The sequence below is a fragment of the Amycolatopsis sp. lyj-109 genome (assembly GCF_046548995.1).
Taxonomy (GTDB): domain Bacteria; phylum Actinomycetota; class Actinomycetes; order Mycobacteriales; family Pseudonocardiaceae; genus Amycolatopsis.
In genome coordinates this window covers 322,240-345,591 of sequence record NZ_JAJPWR010000007.1, presented here as the reverse complement: position 1 = coordinate 345,591, position 23,352 = coordinate 322,240, and the positions used below count along the sequence as shown (strand labels likewise).

Below are 23,352 nucleotides of genomic sequence, written 5' to 3'. Positions count from 1 at the left end.
AAATGTACTGGCCCGACAATGCGGCTGAGATCAGCCGCATTGTCGGGCCGTTGACCAACCCCAACTCGGGAGCTGACTCATGACTGTGAACCCCTTCGATGACGACAACGGTGAGTTCTTCGTACTGGTCAATGACGAGGGCCAGCACTCACTGTGGCCGACGTTCGAGGACGTTCCGGCCGGCTGGCAGGCCAAGTTCGGTCCGGCGACGCGAGCCGAGAGCCTCGCCTATGTCGAGGAGAACTGGACCGACATGCGGCCGCGAAGCCTGCAGGAAGCGATGGCGGCCGACAAGGCGTAACGCGGCGAGCAGCCGCGGATCTGACCGGTATAGGCATCCAACCCTGGACGGTCCGGAGCAGCGCCGCAGAACTTCGCCCGCGGTGGCGGCGGATGACGACCCCCCGCGGATGGCGATCAAGGCGGGTCGGGCATGGCTGCTCGCGACGTGAGTGACGTCCGGCCGCCCGGGCTGCAGCCCGGGCGGCCGGTCATGCTGCTGCGACGACTCACATGCCAACGCATGCTCCGCATGCGGCTGCAGGCGGGGTGAAGTACGTTCCCTTCGCCGCCACTGGTCGGGCCCGCCCGTATGGCGCTGATGAGCTGATGGAGCTAGGCCCCGCGCCATTGCTTACGTGGCCGAATGCCCGCTCGATGGTGTTGCGCTACCATCGCCACCCTCACGCGCACGACGATCCCGGGCACACCAGTTGCCCAGCGTGCCCTCGTTGACCGCCAACTCCCGCGCCACCTGCGCGATCGGCCCGCGGGCGAGTCTTGTCTCACAGGTCGGTCATGATCCGGCGGACGGCCACTTTACGGTAGCGTCTTCAAGAAGGCCACCAGGCTACGGGCTTGAACGTTGACGTAATGGCTGTGCCTCAGCAGTTCGGCGAGCTGGCCCGCGGCGACCCAGGTGTAGTCGGCAGGCATTAGCTTGGGCAGCGTCTCGTCCGCCTCGATTATCATGTACTGGCTCGCCGCGTTCCGGAACCGGCCACCTTCTTCCGAATGGAAAGCGGCGTAGCGAATCCGCTCAGGGCCGGCTGCCATGACGTAGTCCAACAGAAACGGTGCGTCGCCCGGAGCGTAGTTGGCGGGGACGCATTGCACGGTTGGGCCGAGCTCGATGGCGCCGAGGAAGCCTGCCTCCATCGTCGCGCGGACCAGAACGTGCAGGACGCCGCGGAACTCCTTGACGACGAAAGCCACGATCCCGTGCCCGTGCTGCTCGATCAGCGGTTGGTGCCAGCTCGACACCTCGCGGGTACCCGCGCGAACCGACACCCCCACGACACTGAAGAACCTGCCGTCACCTCGCGTGATTTCCCAGTCGGTGCGGATCCACTCGGGGAGGTTGGTCAGGCGCACCCGTTGTGCGTCGAGTTCGCTGTCGACCTGCCGTTCGGTGAGCCACCTCAGCAACGCGTTCGTGCTTCGGTGCGCGCCGGGCAGGGTGGCGTCACGCGACCACGCGGGCACCGAACTCGCCGGCAGGCAGGACAGCACCGTCCGCGAGTCCATGTTGATGACGTAGTCGCGAGCCAGAAGTCCGTTGATCTGGCCGAGAGTCAGCCAGCAGAAGTCGCGTCCGACCTCGACGTGCTCAGCTACCTCGACAACCATGTTGCGATTGCGCTTGCGGTAGAACCACGAACCGTGCTCGGACTGAAGCACGTCGACGATCGCCTTGCCGCGTCGCGGGCCGATGAAGTGGTGCAGGTAGGCCACCTCGCTGCCGCCGTGCGCCCTGCGGTAATTGCTCTTCGTGGCCTGCACCGTCGGCGACAGTTGCACGAGGTTGACGTTCCCCGGTTCCATTTTCGCCTGCATGAGGAAGTGCAGGACGCCGCCGAACCTCTTGGCGACGATGCCAAGGATGCCGATCTCCGGCTGGTTGATGATCGGCTGATGCCACTCCGGCACCGCTCCGTCCGCCGCCCGCACCCGCAACCCTTCGACCGTGAAGAACCGGCCGCTGCGGTGGGTCAGATTTCCACTGTCGCCGGCGAACGTCCAGTGGTCGAGTTCGTCGAGCGGGACACGCGAGACCTCGAAATCGTTGGCCACACAACGTTCTGCCAACCAGTCGTCGAACTCGGCAGTGGACAGGTGGAATCCACGCGTCGTGGCCGCCGACACGGCGAGGTCCGCGACGATGTCGGCCTCCGAGCCCTCCTGCTCCAGCGGGCTCGCCATCACCGCTCCCGACCGTCGGTGCGCTTCCGCACGCCGACGAGTTGCATCGACACGCCTTCCGGACAGGAGCCGACCGAGGTCATCCGCTCCCGGTCGATCCACGAAGAGGCGAAAACGTCGCCGGCTGCGGCAAGTTCGTCCGCACCCGACGTCGGCTGGAGGATATTGATCACGCTGTGCGCCTCCCTGAGCACGGAGCCAGTCGATCCGGTGCCCAGAGTGTGCGCTCGGGCGTTCGGCAAAGTCGTCTTCCCGAATGCGTCGCGTGACCCGAGCCGCACTCGAGAGTGCCACCGGCGTCGTCGCGGCGTGGTCGTCGCTCAATTCGGCGACGACCTCGTTCGCGCGGTCCCCGCCCGATGGTTTGTCATCCAAACCTACAAAGTCCCACACGGCCCGTGGCGGAACTTCTTGCGGTATGCCTGAGTTCCACGCCTCGGTGGACCGTATTGCTTCACCATTGCTCTCGTTGTTCGCCGTGCTGTCGCGAATCGTCTCGGCGTGTCTAACCTTGAATCGTGGAAGAGACGACGGAGTATCACGCCTACCTGGCACTCGACGAACTACTGTCGCTCCAGCGTACGCGGACGGGCGAGCACGACGAGCTGCTCTTTCTCGTGACGCACCAGGTCCACGAACTTTGGTTCAAGCTGATCCTCCACGAACTCGCCAGGCTCCAGGACCACCTGGCCGACGGCGCCGACGGCGCCGCCCTGCGCACGCTGCAGCGCACCGCGGCGCTGGTTCGTACCGTGGTCGCCAACGCCGACGTGATGGCGACGTTGACGCCGGGCCAGTTCAACAGCTTCCGGCACGCACTCGGCCGCGGGAGCGGGGCGCAGTCCACACAGTTCAGGCGTATCGAAGCCGTGCTCGGCAGGCGAGATCCGCAGATGTTCGAGTACTACCAGGTCGGTGCTGGTGAGCGCGCCGAGCTCGAGCAGGTTCTACGTCGACCGACCGTCTTCGACTCGCTCGCCCGTTTCCTCGCCGACCGCGGGTATCCCATGCCGGACTCCCTGCTGGACCGCGACGTGTCCAAGCCACCTGCTCCGTCCGAGGACGTGCAGCAGGCCCTCCGGAAGGCCTACCTCGAAGACGGCGTGATAGCGCAGATCTGCGACGCGCTCATCGAGGTCGACCAGTGCTTCCAGCAGTGGCGCTACCAGCACGTGAAGTTCGTCGCGGCGATCATCGGCGACAAGGCCGGCACCGGCGGATCGTCGGGAATCCCGTACCTGCGTTCGACCTTGTTCCACCAGATGTTCCCCGACCTGTGGGCGATGCGCAGCGAGCTGTGACGGCCGTTCGCAATGCGGGAGACGCCATCCCGGAACGCCCCGGGAAACGATGCCTTGACGCAAGGCGCCCTTCGATCCTGTCCAGGCCGAGGCCACCGAGGAGGCCATGGTGACGCTCCAGCCCCCCACCCACGACGAACTCGTCGATCGGGCGACGAAACTCGTTCCACTGCTCCGCGATCACGCCCAGTGGACCGACGAGAACCGGCGCCTGCACGAGGAGACGATCGAGGCCCTCGCCGCCGCGGGTGTCTTCAAGATGCGGATCCCGGCCCGCTACGGCGGCTACGAGTGCGACACCCGCACCGTGGTCGACGTCGCGGCCGAACTCGGCCGCGGTGACGGCGCCGTCGGCTGGATCGCCTCGGTGTGGTGGATTCCCGGGTGGATGGTGGGCATGTTCCCCGACGCCGTCCAGGACGAGGTCTACACCACCGAGAACGTCCGGGTCTGCGGGACGCTCAGCCCCACCGCCATGGCCGCGAAGGCGCCCGGCGGTTATGTCGTCAACGGGCAGTGGGGGTTCATCAGCGGCGCGCTGCACAGCCACTGGCAGGTCGCGATCGCGGTGACCCCGAACGCGAGCGGCGAGATGGAGCCGATCGTCGCCCTGATCCCGATGGCGGACCTGGGAATCGTGGACGACTGGAACACGACCGGCCTGCGCGGCTCCGGCAGTGTCACCACGGTCGCCGAAGACGTGTTCGTCCCCGCGGAACGCACGCTGCCGCTGATGGCGCTGCTGACCAACCAGTCCGCCTCGGTCCTCAACGCGGACATCGACATGTACCGCGCCCCGCTGGCGGCGCTGGCGTCCGCGTGTTCGGTCGGCAACGTGCTCGGCATGGCCCGGGCGGCGTGGGACTGCTTCCAGGACCGGATGCCGGGCCGCAAGATCACCTACACCGACTACACCGACCAGCGCGAAGCCACGATGACGCACCTGCAGGTGGCGGAGGCCAAGGTCGCGATCGACGAGGCCGCCTTCCACGCCTACCGGGTCGCCGATCTCGTCGACGCGAAGGTCGCCGACCACAGCGAGTGGTCCACCGAGGACCGGGCGCTGGCGCGGATCGCCATGGGCGCCACCTGCAAGCGCGCGCTCGAGGCGGTCGACACGCTCTACGTGGGCAGCGGCGGCTCGGCGATCTTCTCCAGCGTGCCCATCCAGCGCACCTGGCGCGACCTGCACGCGCTCACCCAGCACGCCCTGAACACGCCGCACATCCTCTACGAGATCTACGGCCGGGTGCTGTGCGGCCTCGCCCCGAACACGCAGTTCTTCTGATCAGCCAAGGAGCGATATGTACGACTACATCATCGTCGGTGCGGGATCGTCGGGCTGCGTCCTGGCGGCACGGCTGACGGAGGACCCGGACATCCGGGTCTGCCTGGTCGAGGCGGGCCCGACGGACAGCCATCCGAACATCCAGGTGCCCGCCGCGTTCGCCAAGCTGTTCCGGACCCAGGTCGACTGGGACTACGACACGCACGACGAGGCCCACCTCAACCGCAGGCGCGTGTTCCTGCCCCGTGGCCGCGTGCTCGGCGGGACCAGCTCGATGAACGCGATGGCCTACGCGCGCGGCAACCCGTACGACTACGACTCGTGGAACCAGCCGGGCTGGGCCTACGCGGACCTGCTGCCGTACTTCAAGCGGTCCGAGGACAACGAGCGTGGCGCGTCGGCCTACCACGGCGCGGGCGGGCCGCTGTCGGTGTCGGAGAACCGGTCCAAGAACCCCAGCACGGCGGCGTTCATCGCGGCGGCCACCGAGGCCGGGTTCGCGGCCAACGACGACTTCAACGGCCCGGAGCAGGACGGTTTCGGCTTCTACCAGGTCACCCAGCGCAACGGACGTCGCTGCAGCACGGCGGCGGCGTTCCTGCACCCGGTGATCGACCGGCCCAACCTCACCGTCGAGACCAACCTCCAGGTGCACCGGGTGCTCATCGAGGACGGCCGGGCGACCGGCGTCGTCGGGTACCGGCTGGAGGACGAGATCGTCCTGCGGGCCGAACGCGAGGTGCTGCTCTCCGGCGGCGTGTACAACTCCCCGCAGCTGCTCATGCTCTCCGGTGTCGGCCCCGCGGACACGCTGCGGAAACTCGGCATCCCGGTGGTCGCCGACAACGAGGAGGTCGGCGCGAACCTGCAGGACCACGCGCTGGTGCCGCTCATCCTCACGCATTCCCAGCCGATCAGCCTGCTGGCCGCCGGCGAGCCCGCCAATGTCGAGCTGTACCAGCGCGAGGGCCGCGGGCCGCTCGCGTCCAACGGGCCCGAGGCGGGCGGCTTCGTGCGCACCGACAGCACCTTGCCCGCGCCCGACCTGCAGTTCTTCGCGGCGCCGGGCATGCTGGCCGACAGCGGCCTCGGGCCGCCGACCGCGCACGCGATCTCGTTCGGTCCCGCGGTCGCCACCCCGCAAAGCCGCGGCCGGGTGCACCTGGCGTCCGCCGATCCCACGGCCAAGCCCCGGATCGTGCACGGCTACTACTCCGACCCGGCGGACATGGAACGCACCCTGGTCGCCCTGCGCATGGCGATGGACATCAGCCGGCAGCCCGCGATGCGGCTCTACAACGAAGGCGTGTTCCGTTACCCGGACTCGGAGTCGGACGCGGACCTGGCGTCCTACGCCCGGAAGTACACCCAGTCGATCTTCCACCCGACGAGCACCTGTGCCATGGGCACGGTGGTCGACGCCGACCTGCGGGTCCGTGGCATCGACGGGCTGCGGGTGGTCGACGTGTCCGTCATGCCGGAGGTGGGCCGCGGGATCCCCAACGCGACGGCGATCGTCGTCGCGGAGAAGGCGGCCGACCTGATCCGCGGCATCCCCGCCCCGGAAGCGGCGGAGTTGCCGGAGGCGAGGGTGCTGGCCGCCGCCGACCGGGGTCGCTGACCGTGCGCCAAGCTACTCCGGGCCTGGCCGAACGGGCAGCCGGGAACGAGGTGGTCACCGCGAAAGCCGTGGCCGGCGCGGTCCGCGCCAGGATCCCCGCGGCACGGAGCCTGCTCCAGGTGGGTGCGGCACCGGACGCTGCTGCGACGGCTGGCCGGCGAGTTCGAGCACGTCGAGGGGTTCGGTAGGTGGCGTGGTCGTCGTGGTGCTGTCGCCTCACCGGGTGTCCACGGAGTACCCGGAGTACACCGAGGTGCTCGGCCGGGCGGGCCTGCATGCCGAGTTCGCGCCGAGCACGGCGGCAGCTGGTTCCGGTTTCGTCATCGGGTCCCGGCCGACTTAGCTTGAGTTTTAAGGCTTGGGAGGCTGACCAGTCACCCGGTTGATCATGGGTGAAGCCCTTGGTTGATCATTCTTTCTTGCGACAGACGGAAGATCGACCAAGGGCTTCAGTTGATCAGTGTGCACGATGGCGGCGCGGCTGCTGCGCTGGGGGACCTGTCCCGGTTCCGTGAGGCGTTTTACGGGTGTCTGACGGTGCGGGCGGACGGGTTGTTCGAGTTGACCGATGCGGCGCTGTGCACCGGCGGACCGGTCACCTCGCTGGTGGAACTGTCGCTGGAACCTGAGCACCGGCGACGGAGGAGATGATCGCTCAGGCGCCCAGCTCGCCGCGTGGCGGGGACTGATCGCCAACGCCCGATCCTGGCCTACGACGCCGCCTGCCTGCACGACGGTGGGCCGCCGAAGGACCGGCTCGCCACGATCAAGCAGCCGGTGCTGGTCCTGACCGGGAAGACGATCGACAGCGCGATGGCCGGGCTGGCGTCCGGGTTCTTCGACGACGACGCCGACGCGCTCGTTGCGGCCGTGCCGCGGGCCGAGCGCGATGTGATCCAGCAGGAGGGCCACGTCGCCGACCCCAAGGCGGTTGCGCCGATACTCCAGCGGTTCTTCGGCGTCTGACCCCCGGCGGTACGTCGGGGTGCCGCCATCAGCGGCGACCGCGCCACGACTCCCACGCCATAAGCCTGTGCGCGGCGGGAATGACCTCCCGATCCACATCACTGTTTCGGCGACGATGCCGAGGAAGTGGCGTCGAGCCGCGCTATCCTGCGCAGCCGCGATGTGCCATCCCGCGAACTTGGATGACCCGGCACAGCGGATCATTCCCCGCGTCACCAGGGTTCCATCGCCTGCCTGATCTCGTCCCACGTGACGGTCGGATCCGGGTTGTGCATGTGGAACACGTCGATCCAATCGGTCCGCAGCCGGCGCAACGAATCTTGATCCATCAGGCGAATGCCTCGTCTTCGGCGGTGGACACCCCGAAGTTGAGTAGGAGATGGCCCCGATAAGCTCACAGGTACGGATACGGGCCAGCTTGTCCGCCAGGTCCGCGTCCACCTCGAGCGCAGTACAGCGGTGGTCAGCGGAAGACCCGCCGACCTTGGTCGGCCTGCCGGCATCGCGAGCGTCTCCGCTCCGCGCACCTTGTCCCGCCAGAAATCGCGGGACGGCATGATCGCACCGACCATCGGTCGGCTCGGTCGTCCGAGGAGACATCGCGCAGGTCTCGCGCCTTCAGGCACCACCTGAGACGGCGCATGCGCTGGTCGGGTCGCGGACGATCAGCGGACGTGCCAGCCGTGCACGATGTGATGGCGGGGCCCGAAGTGGCGATCCACTGACATCCTCGATCGTCGTCATGACAGATCCTCCACGTCAGTACACTTCGAGCCGCGCTGGGGTCGAGGGGACCGGCCGCAGGCAGGCGGCGTTGTGCTCATCCAGGAGACGCTGTGCCTCCTCGGTCGCCTGCTCGAACCTCGGACCGGGGTCCGCGCCTGACAACAAAACGTCCTTCAATGCCCTGGTCATGGCGTGCTGGACGCCCGCGAAGTCACCCAACAACGCACCGGACGTCGCGGCGCACTGCGCCGACGTGCGGAGCTGGTCACTGGCCGCTCGATGATGTGGATTGGCTGCGAACCAGCCCTCGCCCTCCAGCGTGTCGTAAGCCTCGTTGGTGATTGGGAGGAATCCGTGCGCCCGGTGCCATCGAATGATGCTCGACGGCTTGATCAGGTGCTGGATGAACGCGAGCGCGCCGTCCTGCTTGGCTTCGTCGAGACCGTCCCGCAGGAACAGGGAGTACCCCGACACCAGGCTCCCCACGTAGGGCACCGACGAGTTGAACGGCATCGGGCTCGCGGTCACCTCGAAGCCGTTCTCCTCGCCGGAACGGACGAACTCCTCGGACTGCTTCGACGAGCTCAGCGCGAACACCGCATCCTGCCGGGCGAATGTCTCGAACGCGCTCCAAAAGGCCCCCTCTGAGTAGACGTAGTGACCGGCCGCATGCAAGTCCCGCACCCACTCGACCCACGAGATCATTTCCTTGGAGGCCAGGTCGACCACGGTAGCTCTGGCTTCCCTGCCGTTGCCGTTGTTTGCGATGAGACCGCCCTGCTGCGCCAGTGCCTGCTGGAAGATCCAGCCGTTGTTGGGCCAGGCCGCCCCGTAGGCTGGAGCTTCGTCGAGCCGCGCGACCGCCTCGCACGCCGTAACGAGCTCATCCCAGGTCCTGGGGGGAGTGTCGATCCCGGCCTTGCGCAGGATCGTCATGTTCGAGTACAGCAGGGGAGTGGTGGCCGTCATGGGCACGGAGAACTGGTCGCCCTGATACGTGTAGAAGTTCCGTGAGAGCGGTTCGATGTCGTCGATCAGCACACGCTCCCCCAGCACTTCCTTGCGGCCGCCGAGAGCCCTCTCGATGGACGTAAACACCGGCTTACCGTCTGGCGTGTAGGTATCGTAGGCGAGTTGGGTCGCGGTGGCGTAGTACTCGGCGATGTCCGGTGCCTCCCCGCGCTCGGCGGCGCGCGCGACTTCTTCCGCCATCGTCCAGGGATCGTGACCCTCGACGCGCACCGCGTACTCTGGGTGGGCCCGCTCGAACTCGCGGGCCATTTCCAGAATCGGTTGGAGGTATTCTTCACCGTCGTAGGTTCCGGACGGGCGAGCTTCACCACCGGGCGGAGTGAATTGATGTTCGATGATCCACGCGGTAATGACGGTCACGCCTGACCCGGTCATATTCTGCTCCGTTCTCGCCTACGTGAACTGCCAGTGTCCAGACGCCGCATGCGCGAGGACGCGCCGCTATTGTTTCAGCGGCCGGACGGATCCGGCGTCTTCTCAAGTGCGACGTGACTTGCCTTGGGTCGAGGCATACGGCAATCCGTGAGTTCGGCGATGAGCAGACCCGGCTCGACCGCTGGGAGCCCGACCTGAATGACGTTGGGCCGGGGAGTTGCGTGACACGTGAGTGGACGCGGCAGCTCCGGATCGAAGCTGCCGCGTGACGACCTCCTAGAGGGTCTCTATCCAGAACCGGCCGACAGCAACGAACGCCGCGAGCAACCCGAGCACGAGCGGCGAAACGAACTGTTCCTTGCGCCGGATGTGCACGACTATCGCGCCGATCATCGTCAGGAGCAGGCCTGTTGCGGCGGTTGGGACGAGCCAGGTAGCCCCCGAGACGAACGCGGGCGCAATGAGGCCGATCGCGCCAAGGATTTCGAGCGTGCCGATGGTCTTGATCTGGGCGTCGGAGAAGTCCTCGACGTAGGTCATGCCCTTGTCGTACAGCTTCTTCTTCGGTGTGGCGAGCTTGCTGGCTCCCGCCCCCAGGAAGGCCAAAGCGAGCAGTCCGGACACGATCCACAGTGCAATGTTCATTGCGATTCCTCTCGAACTTGATGCTTCAAGAAAGTAGCTGACCGCCAGTTCAGTTCGTCATCGCCGCACCGACATCGAACTCCGTGCCGAACGGGTCCGTGATGTTCGCGACCCGCCCGTAGATCATGTCGTAGGGCTCGGCCGAGGTCCCACCCGCGTCGACCGCTCGCCGCGCCGCCGCATCGGCGTCGTCCACCTGGAACAAGGTTCCCCAACGGGACTTCGTGGCCTTTGGGTCACCTGCGATGCCGCCGATCTCGTGGCCATCCGGTCTGCGCAGGAACGTGAAGTCGAGCTCAGGCATGTCCGGGTTGGCATCCAACGTGTAGCCGAAGACCTCGACGTAGAAGTCGCGCGCGGGCCCGGATTCCGCGGTGACCAGGTCGTTGCGGAGCAGGGTGTTCGGCTCGTTGACGATCTCGCAGCCGATGTGGGCATCGGCCTGCCACAGTCCACACTGCGCACCGGTGGTGTCCTTGATGATCGCCGTCCGGCCCTGGTCCAGCACGTCCATCGGGCCGGTGATGATCGAGCCGCCCGCGTCCCGGGCTCGGGCGGCCGCGGCGTCACAGTCATCCGTCGCGAAGTAGACGTTCCACCAGAAGTCCGTGGCGTCGGGATCGGGGTTCGGCCTGATGGCCGCGACGGGCCTGCCCCGTAGCAAGCACTGGGTGTAGTGGCCGAACTCCGCCGGTCCCACATCGAACTCCCAACCGAACAACGCGCCGTAGAAGGTCATCGCGCGGTCGAGATCCGGGATGCCCAGGTCGATCCAGGTCGGTGTGCCAGCCGGCCGCGTGGTGGTCAGCTCGCTCATCGTCTCTCCTTGTCGTGTCCGGGCCTGGTACCGGTGTTGGCGTTGGCCGGGTGGGCCGGGTTGTCGGGATCTATTTCTTGTTGCGGTAGAGAGCCATGGTGATGGGGCCGAAGACCGCGATGAGAAGTATGGCTGAGATGAGCACCCAGCCGATTTCCCCGGCGGGGACCGAGCCGTGCATCAGGCCGCGTACCACGGTCGCCAGGTGGCTGATCGGGTTGACGTCGATGACGGCCTGCATCCACCCGGGCATCGTCTTCGGGTCGACGAAGATGTTGCTCACGAATGTCAGCGGGAACATGACCATCATGCTGACCCCCGCGACCGAGTTCGGTGTGCTCATGATCAGGCCGAGCATCGTCCACAGCCACGACAGGCAGAACGAGAACACCAGCAGCAGCGCGACCGAGAGCACCACGCCGGCGGCGCCACCCTCCGGCCGGAATCCGAGGAGCAGGCCGAGCGCGATGACGATCACCGACCCGATCGAGTAGCGCACCAGGTCGCCGAGCAGGGCGCCGACCAGCGGGGATGGTCGCCAGATCGGAAGTGACCGGAACCTGTCGAACACGCCTTTCTGGATGTCGGTGTTGAGCGTGATGCCGGTGTTCATGGTGATCATGACGTTCGCCTGCACCAGGATGCCGGGCAGCAGGAACTGCAGGTATTCCTGTGTCGATCCGGCGAGCGCGCCGCCGAAGAGGTAGGTGAACATCAGTGTGAACATGATGGGGAACATGGTCACGTCGACGAGCTGTTCCGGGAGGTGTTTGATCTTCAGCAGGGCGCGCCAGCCGAATGTCAGCGAGGTGCGCACCGGGCCGGGGCGGGCCGGGCGCTCACTGGCCAGGAGCACACTGCGCAGCGCGTCCTCGGTGACTGGCGCCGATGCCTTTTCTGCGGACATGGTGGTCATGCTGCATCCTCCTCGGGGGTCTTCTCGGCGGCGTGTCCGGTCAGGGTGAGGAACACCTCGTCCAGGCTCGGCTGACCGAGCGCGAACTCGGTGACGTCGATGCCGCTGCGGGACAGTTCGGCCAGGGAACGGGCGACCCGTTCGGGGTCGGAGATCCTTGCCGACAGCGCGGCCGGGTCGGCGGAGAGCTCGATCGGCTCGTCGAGCGCGGCGGCGAGGACCCGTTCGGCGTCGGCCCGCTGCTCGGGCGCACGTAGCCGTACGTTCAGCGAGCCGGCGCCGACCGATGCTTTGAGCTGGCCGCTTGAGCCCTCGGCGATCACCTTCCCGTGGTCGATCACCGCGATGCGGTCGGCGAGCTGGTCGGCCTCGTCGAGGTACTGGGTGGTCAGCAACACGGTGGTGCCTTCGGCGACCATGCCCCTGACGATCTCCCAGACCTGGTTCCTGCTGCGCGGGTCGAGTCCGGTCGTGGGTTCGTCGAGGAAGATCAGTTCGGGGGTGACGACCAGGCTCGACGCGATGTCGATGCGCCGGCGCATCCCGCCGGAGTACTTCTTCACCTGCCGGTCGGCGGCATCGGCGAGGCCGAACGCGTCGAGCAGGTCGGCCGCCCGCGCCCGGCCTTGGTGGCGTGAGAAGCCGAGCAGCCTGGCGAGCAGCAGCAGGTTCTCCGCCCCGGTGAGGTCCTCGTCGACCGACGCGAACTGCCCGGTGAGGGCCACCTTGCTTCGCACCGCCTGGGCGTCACGCACGACGTCGTGGCCGAGCACGTGCGCCTCTCCGGCGTCGGGTTGCAGGAGCGTGGCCAGCATGCGGATCGTGGTGGTTTTGCCCGCCCCGTTCGGACCGAGCACGCCGTACACGCCCCCGGCGCGCACGGCCAGATCCACACCGGCGACCGCGTGGGTCTTGCCGAAGCTCTTCTTCAACCCTCTCGTCTCGATCGCGAGCTTTCCCATGGGTTCGAGTCCTTCTCTCGGTGTTGCGAACGGATTAGTTGAGCCTAGTCAAGCTTGACTACTTGATCAGAGTATACGAGGAGGAACGTCTAGTCAAGTTTGATTAGAGGTGCATCTTGAGGTGATCGGGGACCGTTTGCCACGAACCCGGATCATCGGCCATGGTGTAGGCGCCCTCAGACAGTCGTTTGCTCAGGCTCTTCGCCCACTCCAGTTCGGTGCGTGCGTGTCCCGCCCACAGTTCGACCTGCTCGCGGACGTGTTCGGGAATGTCGGGGTTCGGGTTCTCCCACCCCTCGGCCTGCACTACGAGCTCCGCTTCCAGGTGCGCGACCCGCTCGCTAACGTGCGCGATGGCATCTGTCCTGGTCAGCATGGGCAACATGGCGATGGACGCGTTGAGCATGTCCGGGTCCTGGGTGCGCCGCAGACCGTCGCGGACCAGTTCGACTATCTCGTCACGTCCCCGAGCTGTCGCGCGGTACAGAACGCGCTCCGGCCCGGAGTTGCCCGGCTCGGCGTGTTCGGTGAGGAGGCCATCAGCCGCCGCCTTCTTCAGTGCGTGATAAATCGAGCCGGGCTTGATCTTGGCCCAAATCTCCGCACCCCAGCTCTGCAGTTCGGACCGCACCTGGTAGCCATGCGCGCCGCCGGAGAGGTGCACGATACCGAGTACCAGGAGCTTCGTCGCCGACATGCGCCCACTCTGCTGAATGTGCCGTCGGCGGACGTCACGCGGAGTGTCATCTCGTTCATGGCTTCGCCCCACTTCTCGATGCGTGTTCGTCACCGTCGGAGCATGTCGACCAGGCTTGAGGTCCTGGATCTGCGAGCCCAGGCGATCACCGCAGCTCCGACCAGGAGGGCCAGTGGCAGCCACGGGCTCTCCTCCAGAAGGAACACGTTGGTGATGGCCGCGCCGACCATCACGGCGGCCAGCCCGAGAGCGGCGAGGCTCGAGAGCAGCGGGATCAGCAGCCCGACCGCGCCGGCGATCTCCAGGACGCCGACCACGTAGCGCAGCCACTGACCCGCTCCGATCTCGGTGAACATTTCAACCATGACGGGTGCGCCGGTGACCTTCATGATGCCGCCCCCGGCGAACTGGAAGGCCAGGCCTGCCTGCAGCACCCACAACCCGACGTTGGTTGCGCGGCCAGGCTTGCGGGCGATCGCCGGAGCGTTGGTGTGCACTGTGGTGCTCATCGCACGGTCTCCTTCTATCGGCGAACGGATTGGTCGAGCTAGTCAAGTTTGATTACTTGGCCAGAGTGCCACGAGGAGGAACGTCTAGTCAAGGTTGATTAGAAGCGCATCTTGAGGGGATCGTGGACCGTTTGCCACGAACCCGGATCATCGGCCATGGTGTAGGCGCCCTCAGACAGTCGTTTGCTCAGGCTCTTCGCCCACTCCAGTTCGGTGCGTGCCTGTCCCGCCCACAGTTCGACCTGCTCGCGGACGTGTTCGGGAATGCCGGGGTTCGGGTTCTCCCACCCCTTGGCCTGCCCTACGAGCTCCGCTTCCAGGTGCGCGACCCGCTCGCTAACGTGCGCGATGGCATCTGTCCTGGTCAGCATGGGCAACATGGCGATGGCCGCGTTGAGCATGTCCGGGTCGTGGGTGCGCCGCAGGCCGTCGCGGACCAGTTCGACTATCTCGTCACGTCCCCGAGCTGTCGCGCGGTACAGAACGCGCTCCGGCCCGGAGTTGCCCGGCTCGGCGTGTTCGGTGAGGAGGCCATCAGCCGCCGCCTTCTTCAGTGCGTGATAAATCGAGCCGGGCTTGATCTTGGCCCAAATCTCCGCACCCCAGCTCTGCAGTTCGGACCGCACCTGGTAGCCATGCGCGCCGCCGGAGAGGTGCACGATACCGAGTACCAGGAGCTTCGTCGCCGACATGCGCCCACCTCCGCTCAATCTGCTCGGACTCGCTCCGCGCTGCTCGACAAAGTTCAATCGCCTCGGCAGCCAGCGCAAGCGCTGCCTGCGCTCGGTTCACTCACTTACAGGCTCTAGCATATGAGCATCCCGGTACTGACCGCGGTGAGCACGCCGAACCCGATGCGGGCTGACCGTGCCGGAGGCGGCGACATTGCGCGATCTGGTGTTCGCCGGTGCGGCGCTGCACAACGCCGTCGAGCGGGACGAAGCCGGGACAGCGCACGCCTCCTCGGCGACGACGTCCTGCAGGAGCAGGGTGTTGATGTGGACCAGGGCGGCTTGTAGGATCCGCAGGCAGGCCACGCTCATCTCCTGCTCGTCGGCCCGGTTGGAGGCGATCTCGGCGCCCTTCCCGTAGTACAGGACCGCCTTGGCCCGGTTGAACGCCTCGACCACGTTCAGGCCTTCGGTGATCTCGCGTTGCAGCTCCCGGTTGCGCACGTAGCGGGCCACAAAGATCGTGCGTTGCGCGCGGCCGACTTCGAGCATCGCCTGGTATGTCGGGTGGGACGCGGACCGGGTGAAGCGGCGCAGGATCGCCTCGGTGGAGGCGGTGCCGGTGCGGATTGCGGTGGCGTACTTGATCATCTGGTCGTACTGCTGACCGATCAGGTGCCACCGGATCGGACGGGTCAGTGCCGGTCCCAGCCGCGGGTAGGCCTCCGGCTGCCCGGCGACCGGTCGGTTGAGGCGGATCTTGTTAGTCGCCTTGATCCGGCGCAGCAGGTCAAACCCAACAGCCGGGTGATGCCGAAGACGATCTCGGACTGGCCGTGGGAGTCGACGTAGTTGCTCTCCACGCTCATGGTGTTGCCGTGCCGGACCGCACCCTCGACCATCGCGTGCACCTCCGAGGCCGACGCCCGCAGCCGCTGGGAGTGCACCACCATCGAGCCGCGCTCCACGTGCCAGTAGATCAGGATGCCGCGGCCTCCGTAGCGGGAGTGCCACTCGGTGAAGATGTTCTGATCCCAGGAGCTGACGTGGGTCGGGTCGGAGGCGACCGTGGTCGACCCAGGCCCCCACAGCGACTCCCGCCGCGACGCGAAGGTGGCGTTCGCGATCGCGACGGCGACCTGAGCGGCGGCCTCGCGGGTCACGTAGCGGCGCCGGGCGTAGCGCAGCTGTTCCCTCGCTGTGGGCATGCCCGCCGCCGGCGGCGACCGCGCGGATGCCGGTGTTGGTGCCGTAGGCGTAGATCGCCAGCATCAGCCGCTCGCCGAGCACGTCGACCGGCAGCGCGCCGCCGACGGCGACGGCACTGACCTGGTCCAGGCAACCGGTGCGCAAGCACCGTCTCTTTCAACACGTCGATCAGCGCGACGGTGCCCCATCCCCGGCCGACCTCGGCCTTCAGCCGGCGCAGACTCACCGGCTCCGGTGCCGCCTCGTGCTTGGACAAGGTGATCGGCCCGGACGCCCGGTCGGTGACCTCCAACCAGTCCAGCCCGGGCAACGCATCGTCGAGCTGTTCGAGGGCGGTGGTCATCTCGGTGCACAGCTGGTCGATGAACACACTCGGGTCCAACGGCTTGCGCAACTCGCGATAGTGCTCCTGACGGCGCTGGGCGAAGTCGGCCGGCAGATCCTGTTCGGGGTTGCGCCACGCCTGAGCGTCGACCACCCAGATCTCCTTGCACCGCAACAGCTCCCGCAGCGCCTGGAACGTGGCAACCTCGTACACCATCCGGGCCACCCGTACCAACTCTCGTAGCGTCGTCTCGCCGCCGGTCACCGCCGGGAACACCACCTCTCGGACCGCGTCATCGGGACGCTGCAGAGAGCATCGGCAATCTGAAAGAGGATGTTCTCCTTACCGGTCACCTTCTGCACTACGACGGGCGCGGGGTCTGCCGTATCTACGAGATGGCGATGAGCGATCACGAAGGGAAGCTCTGGCGCAACGCTGACCCGTACCCGCAGCGCTTTACGGCGACGATCAGCCCGGATGGCAACACGATCACAGGTCGCTGGGAGAAGGCCACCGATGGTGAGACCTGGGAAACCGACCTTGATCTGATTTATCGCCGAGCGACCTGAATGCAGAGCTCACCCCCAGGTGCGGGCGCGCCGTGAGGCGCTGATGGTCAGGCGGACTTGAGATCCTCGCCGTCGCCCTGTCGCCGCAGCTCGGCGTCGAGCTGGACGCACCGGTCGTACTCGGGCAACAGTCCCTGCCGGGCGGCGTCCTCGAGCGAGATGGCGTCCCGGTCCCGGGGCGAGAGGATCATCTCCAGCCCGTCCGGGATCGGCAGCGCCAATCGAGGGTCCAGCGCCGAGACTGCGAGTTCGTCCTCGGGGACGTAGCCGCCAGTCAGCATGTAGGACATCACCGTATCGTCCTCGAGGGCGATGAAGGCGTGTCCGACCCCCACAGGGAAGTACACCGACCGGAACGATTCCTGGTTCATCTCGACGCACTCCCACCGTCCGTAGGTCGGTGAGCCCACGCGCAGATCGACGACGATGTCCAGGGCGCTACCGTGGGCGCAGCTCACATACTTCGCGACTCCGGGCGGCGTTCGGGTGTAGTGGATCCCGCGGAGCGCCCCGCGCCGGGACCGGCTCTGGTTAGCCTGTCGCACGGGAAACGTGTCCTGGTCCCGCGCCTGGGCGAGTGCGGGTCCTTGGAACGGTGCCACGAAGAGCCCCCGCTCGTCGGGGTACGCCGAGGGCGTGAACTCGAGCGCACCCTCGACAGCCAGTTCTCGGATCTCCACGTGTCTACTCCCTTTCGTCGAGCCGTCTCAGATTCTTCCCAGCACGTCACGAAGGGCTTCGACGGTGTGGTCCTGATCGTCGCGCCGCAGCGAAGCAAACATCGGCAGGGAAAAGATCTCGCCCGCGAGTTTCTCCGTTACCGGTAGCGAGCCCTCTCGGTACCCGAGATAGGCGAACCCCGTCATCAGGTGAACCGGCCACCGGTAGCTGACGTTCAGCTGAACACCATGCTCCCGCATCGCCGCGATGATCGAATCGCGTGCCGGGTGCCTCACCACGTAGACGTAGTAGACGTGCTCGTTTCCCTTCACGGTCGACGGCAGCGTCAGCGCGGTATCGCCAAGATCGCGCCCGTAGCGCGCTGCGACCGCGCGTCGTTGGTCGATGTAGCGATCCAGCCGGGTGAGCTTCTTCCGCAAAATCTCGGCGTGCACTTCGTCGAGTCGACTGTTGTGCGCCGGCGTCGCGACGGTGTGGTAGTCGGACTCCATGCCGTAGAAGCGCAAGCGGCGCAGTGCACGGTCGGTCTCCTCGTGCGGCGTCAGCACCGCACCGCCGTCGCCGTACGCACCGAGGACCTTGGTCGGGTAGAACGAGAAGCTGGAGGCATCCCCCCAAGTACCGGCAACCTGTCCATGCTGGCGGGCGCCGTGTGCCTGGGCGCAGTCCTCGACCACGACCAGTCCGTGCTCACGGGCGATCGCGCTCACAGCGGCCATGTCGACGCACTGTCCGTAGAGATGGACCGGGACGATCGCCTTGGTCCGAGCCGTGATCGCAGCACTGATGAGGGTCGTGTCCATCAGGAAGTCATCCTCGCGGACGTCGACGAAGACCGGTGTCGCACCTGTCGACACGATCGCGACAACGGTGGGAGCCGCGGTATTGGACACGGTGATGACTTCGTCTCCCGGACCGATGCCGAACGCCTCCAGTGCAAGCTTGATGGCGTTCGTGCCGTTGTCGACGCCTACGCAGTGTGCGACGCTATGGTAATCGGCGAACTCCTGCTCGAACATGTGCACGCTCTTGCCGAGGATGAGCTTTCCGGAGCTGAAGACCGTGTCGACACACTCGAGTATCTCCTCGCGCTCCTGCTGGTACTCGTCGAGATAGCCCCATACGTGGACCGTCATCGTCAACTCCATTTCTGCTTTCGGTCGCGGGGCGTCTTATCGCGAGTTCGCGGAGGCCGACGACACCGCATTGCGGAACTCCGCGGCAATGCGTTCTACGTCAGCGTCGGTCAGCGCCTGGTGCAGGGGCAGGCAGAGCGTCCGGTCGACAGCGCGCTCGGCGCGGGGCAGGCTCGCCGCCGATCCGTAAGCCCGGACACGGTGCAGTGCCGGGTAGCGGAAGGTGGTGTAGATGCCGCGGTCGAGGAGCGTTTTCGCCACCCGGTCGCGCACCTCGGGCTCCATCTGGACCCAATACAAGTAATAGGACGACCGGTGGTCGGCGGGGAGCGGCGGGGGAGTGCGAACACCGGTCAAGTCGACGAGTTCGCGGTCGTAGAATTCGGCGACCGCCCTGCGGCGCTTGACGAATGCCTCCACCTTGGGGAGCTGCACCAGCCCCATCGCCGCCTGCATGTCATTCATGACCGAGCGGCCGGAGAACGACGAGACCTCGAACTCCCACCAGCGCGAGTCGACCAGGGGTGCTTGCGACAGCCCGCTGAACTGTTCCAGCCCCAGGTACGCCAGCTTCCTGGCGCGCGCGACCATCTCGGGGTCGCGGGCCCACAGCATGCCACCGTCGCCGGTGACCAGAATCTTCATGCTGTCGAAGCTCCACAGCCCGATATCGCCCACGGTTCCACACGCCTGCTCGCCTGCGCGCGACGCGACCGAGCAGGCCGAATCCTCGATGAGCAGGATGCCGCGCTCCCGGCACAGACGGGCGATCTCGACGACATCGCCCGGGTAGCCTCCGTAATGGAGAAGGACCACTGCCCGGGTCCGCTTGGTCAGTGCTGCCTCGACGTCGTCGACGGTCGGGTTCAGCGTCCGCTCGTCGACATCGCAGAAGACAGGACGCGCACCCGTCGCGGCCACTGCATTGCCCGCGGCGACGTAACTGACGGTCGGCAGCACTGCCTCACAGTCCGGGCCGAGATCGGCGAGCTTCGCAGCTATGAAAAGGCCTGCCGTGCACGAACTGATCGAGGCCACCTGTTCGGCGTCGACATCGAGGTGCCCGGCGAACGCCTGCTCGAAAGCATCCGCCCGAGGACCCTTGCCCAACCAGGACGAGTCGAAGACCTCTGCGAGCGCGGCAAGTTCGTCCTCGCCCACTGTCGGCTGGAAGATTCTGATCACCGAGGCCTCCTGTACTCCGACGTCTCCAGCCGGTGGCTGGTCCTTTTCGTCTGTGATAATGAGTATGCAGATCACCGTTGCCGGTGACCAGGCTGCCGTGCACTCGCCGACTATGAGAATCTCACGAAACCGGTGGGATAGGTCCAGGTTCGGTTCGTGGAATTCTCCGTTTCGCCGTCCGATGGACCGTGTTACTCTTTTTAATAAATATTTGAGGGAACGGCCTTTCGGCGTGGCACGATGCGAATCGAGCAACGTCCGACACTATCGGAGGAGTACTCGTGGCCGAATTAACCCCAAGCGAGCACGGGAAACGAGCGGTATTCGGGCTCGTCATCCTGGCGCTGCCGACGCTGATGATGGCCATGGATCTCAGCATTCTGTACGTGGCGGTGCCGGCTCTGTCGGTAGATCTCGGTGCAAACTCGACGGAGCAGTTGTGGGCTCTGGACATCTACGGTTTCGTGGTCGCCGCACTCCTGATCACCATGGGGAATCTCGGTGATCGCATCGGACGTCGGCGCCTGCTTCTGATCGGGGCGGGCGCGTTCGCCGTGGTGTCGGCGGTGGCCGCGTACTCGCCGAGCATCGAGGTGCTGATCGCGGCGCGTGGTGTACTCGGCATCGCCGGAGCAACTCTCATGCCTTCGACGCTGGCGCTCCTCAACAGCCTGTTCACTGACAAGCGGCACCATGCCATGGCCATCGGCGCCTATATGAGCTGCTTCATGGGCGGTATCGCGCTCGGCCCGGTCGTCGGCGGCGTCCTGCTCGAGCACTTCTGGTGGGGCTCAACGCTCCTCCTTCCAGTACCTGTGATGGTCCTGCTGGTGGTGGCCGCTCCTTTCCTGCTGCCCGAGGCGCGGGGCGGCGAGATCCGCGGCCGCATTGACCTGCTCAGCGTCGTACTCTCGCTCGTCGCGATCCTCCCGTTCGTCTACGGCGTGAAGGAGATCGCCAAGAACGGCCTCACGGTCATCGCCGTCCTTGCCCTCGTCGTCGGGGTACTCGCGGGCGTGATATTCGTGCGGCGGCAGAGTCGTCTCGCCGAGCCGCTCCTCGACGTCTCGCTGTTCCGCAACCGGGTCTTCGCCTCGGCAGCGACCCTCATGTTGCTGATGGGGATCATGTCCGGGTACGCCTTCCTCGTCGCGCTGTACCTCCAATCGGTGGCCGGTTACTCCCCGCTCTCGACGGGCTTGTGGCTGATCGCCCCCACGTTCGCGGGCATGGTCGGGTCCATGCTGGCCCCGGCGTTCACGCGCCGCATCCCGCCGGGCAAAGTGATCGTTGCGGGCATGATCATCTCGGTGCTCGGGCTCGTCGCGGTGACCCAGGTTGGCCCGGAGAGCGGCGTGGCCCTGCTCATGTCCGGGTTCGTGGTGGCGTCGCTGGGGTCCGGTCCGGCGGGCGCATTGGGAGCCGGGCTCATCATGACTTCGGCTCCGCCGGAGAAGGCGGGCTCGGCGGCTGCTGTCTCGGAGACCAGTGGTGACTTCGGTGTCTCCCTCGGCATTGCCTTGACAGGCAGCATCGCCGCGGCCATTTACCGCAGCGCCTTCAGTGACCCTGTTCCGGGCGTCGACGCCGCGACCGCACGGGAGAGCGTCGCCGGCGCGATGTCGGTGGCCCAGGGTACTCCAGGGCCGGCCGGTGAGGAGCTGGCGCGTAAGGCGGCCGAGGCATTCACCGATGGGCTCAACGTGGCCGCCGCCTTCGGGGGTGTAGTCGCGCTCGTTCTCGCAGTCGTCGCGGGCATCTCGCTGCGCCACGTCCCAGCCCACGGGGACGGCAAGGATGGGGCCGACGATGGCGGCACCGCCTCGCCCACGGATACGGATGCGTCGACCGACGACCGCGGCACTGTTCGCGACCTCGTGGACGAGCAGGGCATCGACGGCGCCGAAGACACCGAGCATTCGCGGACGAGCCGATGACGTACGGAGCCGATTTCGTCGACATCTACGAGACGGTCTACAAGGCTCGTGGCAAGGACTGGGTGCGTGAGGCCGAGGCGGTCGTCGCGCTCGTGCGCGAGCGGTATCCGCACGCCGGATCGTTGCTCGACGTGGCCTGCGGGACAGGAGCCCACCTGGAGACGTTCGCAGAGCTGGTGGGCGACGTCGAGGGGGTCGAGCTCTCGGAGCCGATGTTGCGGCGCGCATGGGACCGCTTCCCGTCCCAGGTGCACCGCGGCGACATGCGCAACTTCCGGCTGCCGCGCCGGTTCGACGCCGTCACCTGCCTGTTCCATGCCATCGGGTACGTCGAGAGCCGCGAGGAACTCCATGCGGCGATCCAGGCGATGGCCGAACACCTGGTTCCCGGCGGCGTGCTCGTCGTCGAGCCCTGGTGGTTCCCCGAGAATTTCCTCGACGGGTACCTCGCCGCCGACTCGGCGCATGTCGAGGGGAGCGCCATCGCTCGGGTATCGCACACCTCGAGTCAAGGTCGTCACTCGCGGCTCGAGACCCGGTACCTCATCGCCCGCGCCGAAGGGATCCGGGAGGTCACCCAGGTCCACGAACTCATGCTCTTCACCCAGGATGAGTACCTGCAGGCCTTCGAGGAAGCCGGCTGCCCCGCAACGTACTCCGCCGAAGGCATCAACGGGCGGGGCATCTTCGTCGCAGTCAAGGGTTCCAGCACCGAAACCCAAGGCGAGGGGGAGCCGTCATGAGCACCTTCGGTACAGTGCGCTCCCCGGACGGGACGCGGATCGCGTACGAGCGCTTCGGCAGTGGTCCCGCCGTGGTACTCGTGTGTGGGGCGATGGACGACGGCACCGAGAACGCTCCGCTCGGTCTCGAACTCGCGTCGCGGTTCACCGTCTACAACTACGCGCGGCGCGGCCGGGGCGACAGCGGGGACGTCGCACCGTACGCCGTTCGCCGCGAGATCGAGGACTTGGCCGCGGTGATCGACGAAGCCGGCGGGTCGCCCCATGTCTTCGGGGCGTGCTCAGGTGGGGCGCTGGCGTTGGAGGCAGCGGCGGCTGGTGTCGCGATGAACAGGCTGGTCGTCTACGACTTGCCCTACGACATGGGTGCGGACGCGGAGGTTCAGCACCGTCGGTACATACAGCGCGTACGGGCCCTGCTCGACGAGGGCCAGCGGTCCGAGGCGTTCGAGCTCTCGATGCGCGCTTGGGGCTCGCCGGAGGAGTCGGTGCGGCGAGCAAGGAAGCATCCGAAGTGGTCACACCTGATCAGTCTGGCTCATACGCTGCCTTACGACGCCGCCTGCATGGGGACCACCAATCAGCCACCGGCCGAGCGGTTCTCACGGATCCGCGTGCCCACGCTTGTGCTCAACGGCAGCGCGTCGCAGGACCACCCGACAATGAGCGAGCTCCGACCGAACTTCTTCGGTGAGGCGGCCGACGCCGTGGTCGCCTGTGTCCCCTCGGCACAGCGCGGCGTCGTCGCCGAAGGACCGCACGTCATCGACGCCGAGAGGCTGAAGGGCCCGGTCGGCGACTTCCTGCTCGACGAGTCCCCTGCCCGCACAACTGTGTGA

25 protein-coding genes and 2 pseudogenes are annotated in these 23,352 nt (G+C 66.6%); 12 read left to right on the top strand and 15 right to left on the bottom strand.

The window, feature by feature from the left end; translation table 11 throughout:
* The first annotated feature begins 79 nt into the window (after window positions 1-79).
* On the top strand, window positions 80-301 hold the full coding sequence (locus ACLJQF_RS18555) for an MbtH family protein (RefSeq protein ID WP_410610184.1): 222 nt from the start codon (window positions 80-82) through the stop codon (window positions 299-301).
* 170 nt (window positions 302-471) lie between these two features.
* Window positions 472-735: pseudogene (locus ACLJQF_RS18550) on the top strand (putative immunity protein); the annotation flags it as partial.
* Window positions 736-819: 84 nt separating this feature from the next.
* Here ACLJQF_RS18550 and ACLJQF_RS18545 read toward each other — a convergent pair.
* Both ACLJQF_RS18545 and ACLJQF_RS18540 read right to left on the bottom strand, forming a co-directional pair.
* A complete protein-coding gene (locus tag ACLJQF_RS18545; RefSeq protein ID WP_410610183.1) occupies window positions 820-2,202 on the bottom strand; it encodes an NDP-hexose 2,3-dehydratase family protein in 1,383 nt (460 codons plus the stop codon).
* Window positions 2,202-2,396: a hypothetical protein gene (locus ACLJQF_RS18540; RefSeq protein WP_410610182.1), complete on the bottom strand. Its 195-nt coding sequence runs from the start codon at window positions 2,394-2,396 to the stop codon at window positions 2,202-2,204. The genes ACLJQF_RS18545 and ACLJQF_RS18540 overlap by 1 nt, the downstream gene beginning before the upstream one ends.
* A 324-nt stretch (window positions 2,397-2,720) precedes the next feature.
* On the opposite strand from ACLJQF_RS18540, the gene ACLJQF_RS18535 reads away from it, so the two are divergent.
* The 6 genes from ACLJQF_RS18535 to ACLJQF_RS18510 all read left to right on the top strand — a co-directional run bounded on the left by ACLJQF_RS18535 (window position 2,721) and on the right by ACLJQF_RS18510 (window position 7,378).
* Window positions 2,721-3,503, top strand: a complete 783-nt coding sequence (locus tag ACLJQF_RS18535; protein ID WP_410610181.1) for a tryptophan 2,3-dioxygenase — start codon at window positions 2,721-2,723, stop codon at window positions 3,501-3,503.
* Window positions 3,504-3,609: 106 nt separating this feature from the next.
* Window positions 3,610-4,791, top strand: a complete 1,182-nt coding sequence (locus ACLJQF_RS18530; protein ID WP_410610179.1) for an acyl-CoA dehydrogenase family protein — start codon at window positions 3,610-3,612, stop codon at window positions 4,789-4,791.
* A gap of 16 nt (window positions 4,792-4,807) precedes the next feature.
* Window positions 4,808-6,412 carry a GMC family oxidoreductase gene (locus tag ACLJQF_RS18525; protein ID WP_410610177.1) on the top strand — a complete coding sequence of 535 codons (1,605 nt, stop codon included), beginning with the start codon at window positions 4,808-4,810 and terminating at the stop codon, window positions 6,410-6,412.
* Window positions 6,413-6,605: 193 nt separating this feature from the next.
* Complete coding sequence (locus tag ACLJQF_RS18520; RefSeq protein WP_410610176.1) at window positions 6,606-6,755, top strand: hypothetical protein; 150 nt, start codon at window positions 6,606-6,608, stop codon at window positions 6,753-6,755.
* A 110-nt stretch (window positions 6,756-6,865) separates the two neighbouring features.
* The gene (locus ACLJQF_RS18515) at window positions 6,866-7,063 is read left to right on the top strand and encodes a hypothetical protein (RefSeq protein WP_410610175.1); all 198 of its coding nucleotides are present in this window, start codon (window positions 6,866-6,868) and stop codon (window positions 7,061-7,063) included.
* A 24-nt stretch (window positions 7,064-7,087) separates the two neighbouring features.
* On the top strand, window positions 7,088-7,378 hold the full coding sequence (locus tag ACLJQF_RS18510) for a hypothetical protein (RefSeq protein ID WP_410610173.1): 291 nt from the start codon (window positions 7,088-7,090) through the stop codon (window positions 7,376-7,378).
* Window positions 7,379-8,137: 759 nt separating this feature from the next.
* Here ACLJQF_RS18510 and ACLJQF_RS18505 read toward each other — a convergent pair.
* The 10 genes and pseudogenes from ACLJQF_RS18505 to ACLJQF_RS18460 all read right to left on the bottom strand — a co-directional run bounded on the left by ACLJQF_RS18505 (window position 8,138) and on the right by ACLJQF_RS18460 (window position 16,541).
* Window positions 8,138-9,511 (bottom strand): extracellular solute-binding protein, encoded by a 1,374-nt coding sequence (locus tag ACLJQF_RS18505; RefSeq protein WP_410610171.1) that lies wholly within the window; start codon window positions 9,509-9,511, stop codon window positions 8,138-8,140.
* 276 nt (window positions 9,512-9,787) lie between these two features.
* Window positions 9,788-10,156, bottom strand: coding sequence for a DoxX family protein (locus ACLJQF_RS18500; protein WP_410610169.1), 369 nt, complete (start codon window positions 10,154-10,156; stop codon window positions 9,788-9,790).
* A gap of 49 nt (window positions 10,157-10,205) precedes the next feature.
* The gene (locus tag ACLJQF_RS18495) at window positions 10,206-10,973 is read right to left on the bottom strand and encodes a VOC family protein (RefSeq protein WP_410610168.1); all 768 of its coding nucleotides are present in this window, start codon (window positions 10,971-10,973) and stop codon (window positions 10,206-10,208) included.
* Window positions 10,974-11,043: 70 nt separating this feature from the next.
* On the bottom strand, window positions 11,044-11,889 hold the full coding sequence (locus ACLJQF_RS18490) for an ABC transporter permease (protein ID WP_410610167.1): 846 nt from the start codon (window positions 11,887-11,889) through the stop codon (window positions 11,044-11,046).
* Window positions 11,886-12,851 (bottom strand): ATP-binding cassette domain-containing protein, encoded by a 966-nt coding sequence (locus tag ACLJQF_RS18485; protein ID WP_410610166.1) that lies wholly within the window; start codon window positions 12,849-12,851, stop codon window positions 11,886-11,888. Before ACLJQF_RS18485 ends, ACLJQF_RS18490 begins: the two co-directional genes overlap by 4 nt.
* A 103-nt stretch (window positions 12,852-12,954) precedes the next feature.
* Complete coding sequence (locus ACLJQF_RS18480) at window positions 12,955-13,548, bottom strand: PadR family transcriptional regulator (RefSeq protein WP_410610164.1); 594 nt, start codon at window positions 13,546-13,548, stop codon at window positions 12,955-12,957.
* 89 nt (window positions 13,549-13,637) lie between these two features.
* Entirely contained in the window at window positions 13,638-14,057 is a 420-nt protein-coding gene (locus tag ACLJQF_RS18475; protein WP_410610163.1) for a DoxX family protein, read from the bottom strand.
* Between the two features lie 98 nt (window positions 14,058-14,155).
* On the bottom strand, window positions 14,156-14,749 hold the full coding sequence (locus ACLJQF_RS18470; RefSeq protein ID WP_410610161.1) for a PadR family transcriptional regulator: 594 nt from the start codon (window positions 14,747-14,749) through the stop codon (window positions 14,156-14,158).
* A 96-nt stretch (window positions 14,750-14,845) separates the two neighbouring features.
* Window positions 14,846-15,936: pseudogene (locus ACLJQF_RS18465) on the bottom strand (Tn3 family transposase).
* A complete protein-coding gene (locus tag ACLJQF_RS18460) occupies window positions 15,888-16,541 on the bottom strand; it encodes a hypothetical protein (RefSeq protein ID WP_410610160.1) in 654 nt (217 codons plus the stop codon). Before ACLJQF_RS18460 ends, ACLJQF_RS18465 begins: the two are co-directional and overlap by 49 nt.
* 122 nt (window positions 16,542-16,663) lie before the next feature.
* On the opposite strand from ACLJQF_RS18460, the gene ACLJQF_RS18455 reads away from it, so the two are divergent.
* Entirely contained in the window at window positions 16,664-16,831 is a 168-nt protein-coding gene (locus tag ACLJQF_RS18455; protein ID WP_410610158.1) for a hypothetical protein, read from the top strand.
* Window positions 16,832-16,878: 47 nt separating this feature from the next.
* Here ACLJQF_RS18455 and ACLJQF_RS18450 read toward each other — a convergent pair whose 3' ends face one another.
* From ACLJQF_RS18450 to ACLJQF_RS18440, 3 genes are read right to left on the bottom strand one after another with little or no spacing between them, the layout of a single operon-like run.
* Window positions 16,879-17,511: a dTDP-4-dehydrorhamnose 3,5-epimerase family protein gene (locus ACLJQF_RS18450; protein ID WP_410610157.1), complete on the bottom strand. Its 633-nt coding sequence runs from the start codon at window positions 17,509-17,511 to the stop codon at window positions 16,879-16,881.
* 27 nt (window positions 17,512-17,538) lie between these two features.
* On the bottom strand, window positions 17,539-18,648 hold the full coding sequence (locus ACLJQF_RS18445; protein WP_410610156.1) for a DegT/DnrJ/EryC1/StrS family aminotransferase: 1,110 nt from the start codon (window positions 18,646-18,648) through the stop codon (window positions 17,539-17,541).
* A gap of 36 nt (window positions 18,649-18,684) precedes the next feature.
* Window positions 18,685-19,833: a DegT/DnrJ/EryC1/StrS family aminotransferase gene (locus tag ACLJQF_RS18440; protein ID WP_410610154.1), complete on the bottom strand. Its 1,149-nt coding sequence runs from the start codon at window positions 19,831-19,833 to the stop codon at window positions 18,685-18,687.
* Between the two features lie 281 nt (window positions 19,834-20,114).
* Here ACLJQF_RS18440 and ACLJQF_RS18435 point away from each other — a divergent pair, with 281 nt between their 5' ends.
* From ACLJQF_RS18435 to ACLJQF_RS18425, 3 genes are read left to right on the top strand one after another with little or no spacing between them, the layout of a single operon-like run.
* Complete coding sequence (locus tag ACLJQF_RS18435; protein WP_410610152.1) at window positions 20,115-21,770, top strand: MFS transporter; 1,656 nt, start codon at window positions 20,115-20,117, stop codon at window positions 21,768-21,770.
* Window positions 21,767-22,513, top strand: a complete 747-nt coding sequence (locus tag ACLJQF_RS18430) for a class I SAM-dependent methyltransferase (RefSeq protein WP_310974013.1) — start codon at window positions 21,767-21,769, stop codon at window positions 22,511-22,513. Before ACLJQF_RS18435 ends, ACLJQF_RS18430 begins: the two co-directional genes overlap by 4 nt.
* On the top strand, window positions 22,510-23,352 hold the full coding sequence (locus ACLJQF_RS18425; protein WP_410610150.1) for an alpha/beta fold hydrolase: 843 nt from the start codon (window positions 22,510-22,512) through the stop codon (window positions 23,350-23,352). The genes ACLJQF_RS18430 and ACLJQF_RS18425 overlap by 4 nt, the downstream gene beginning before the upstream one ends.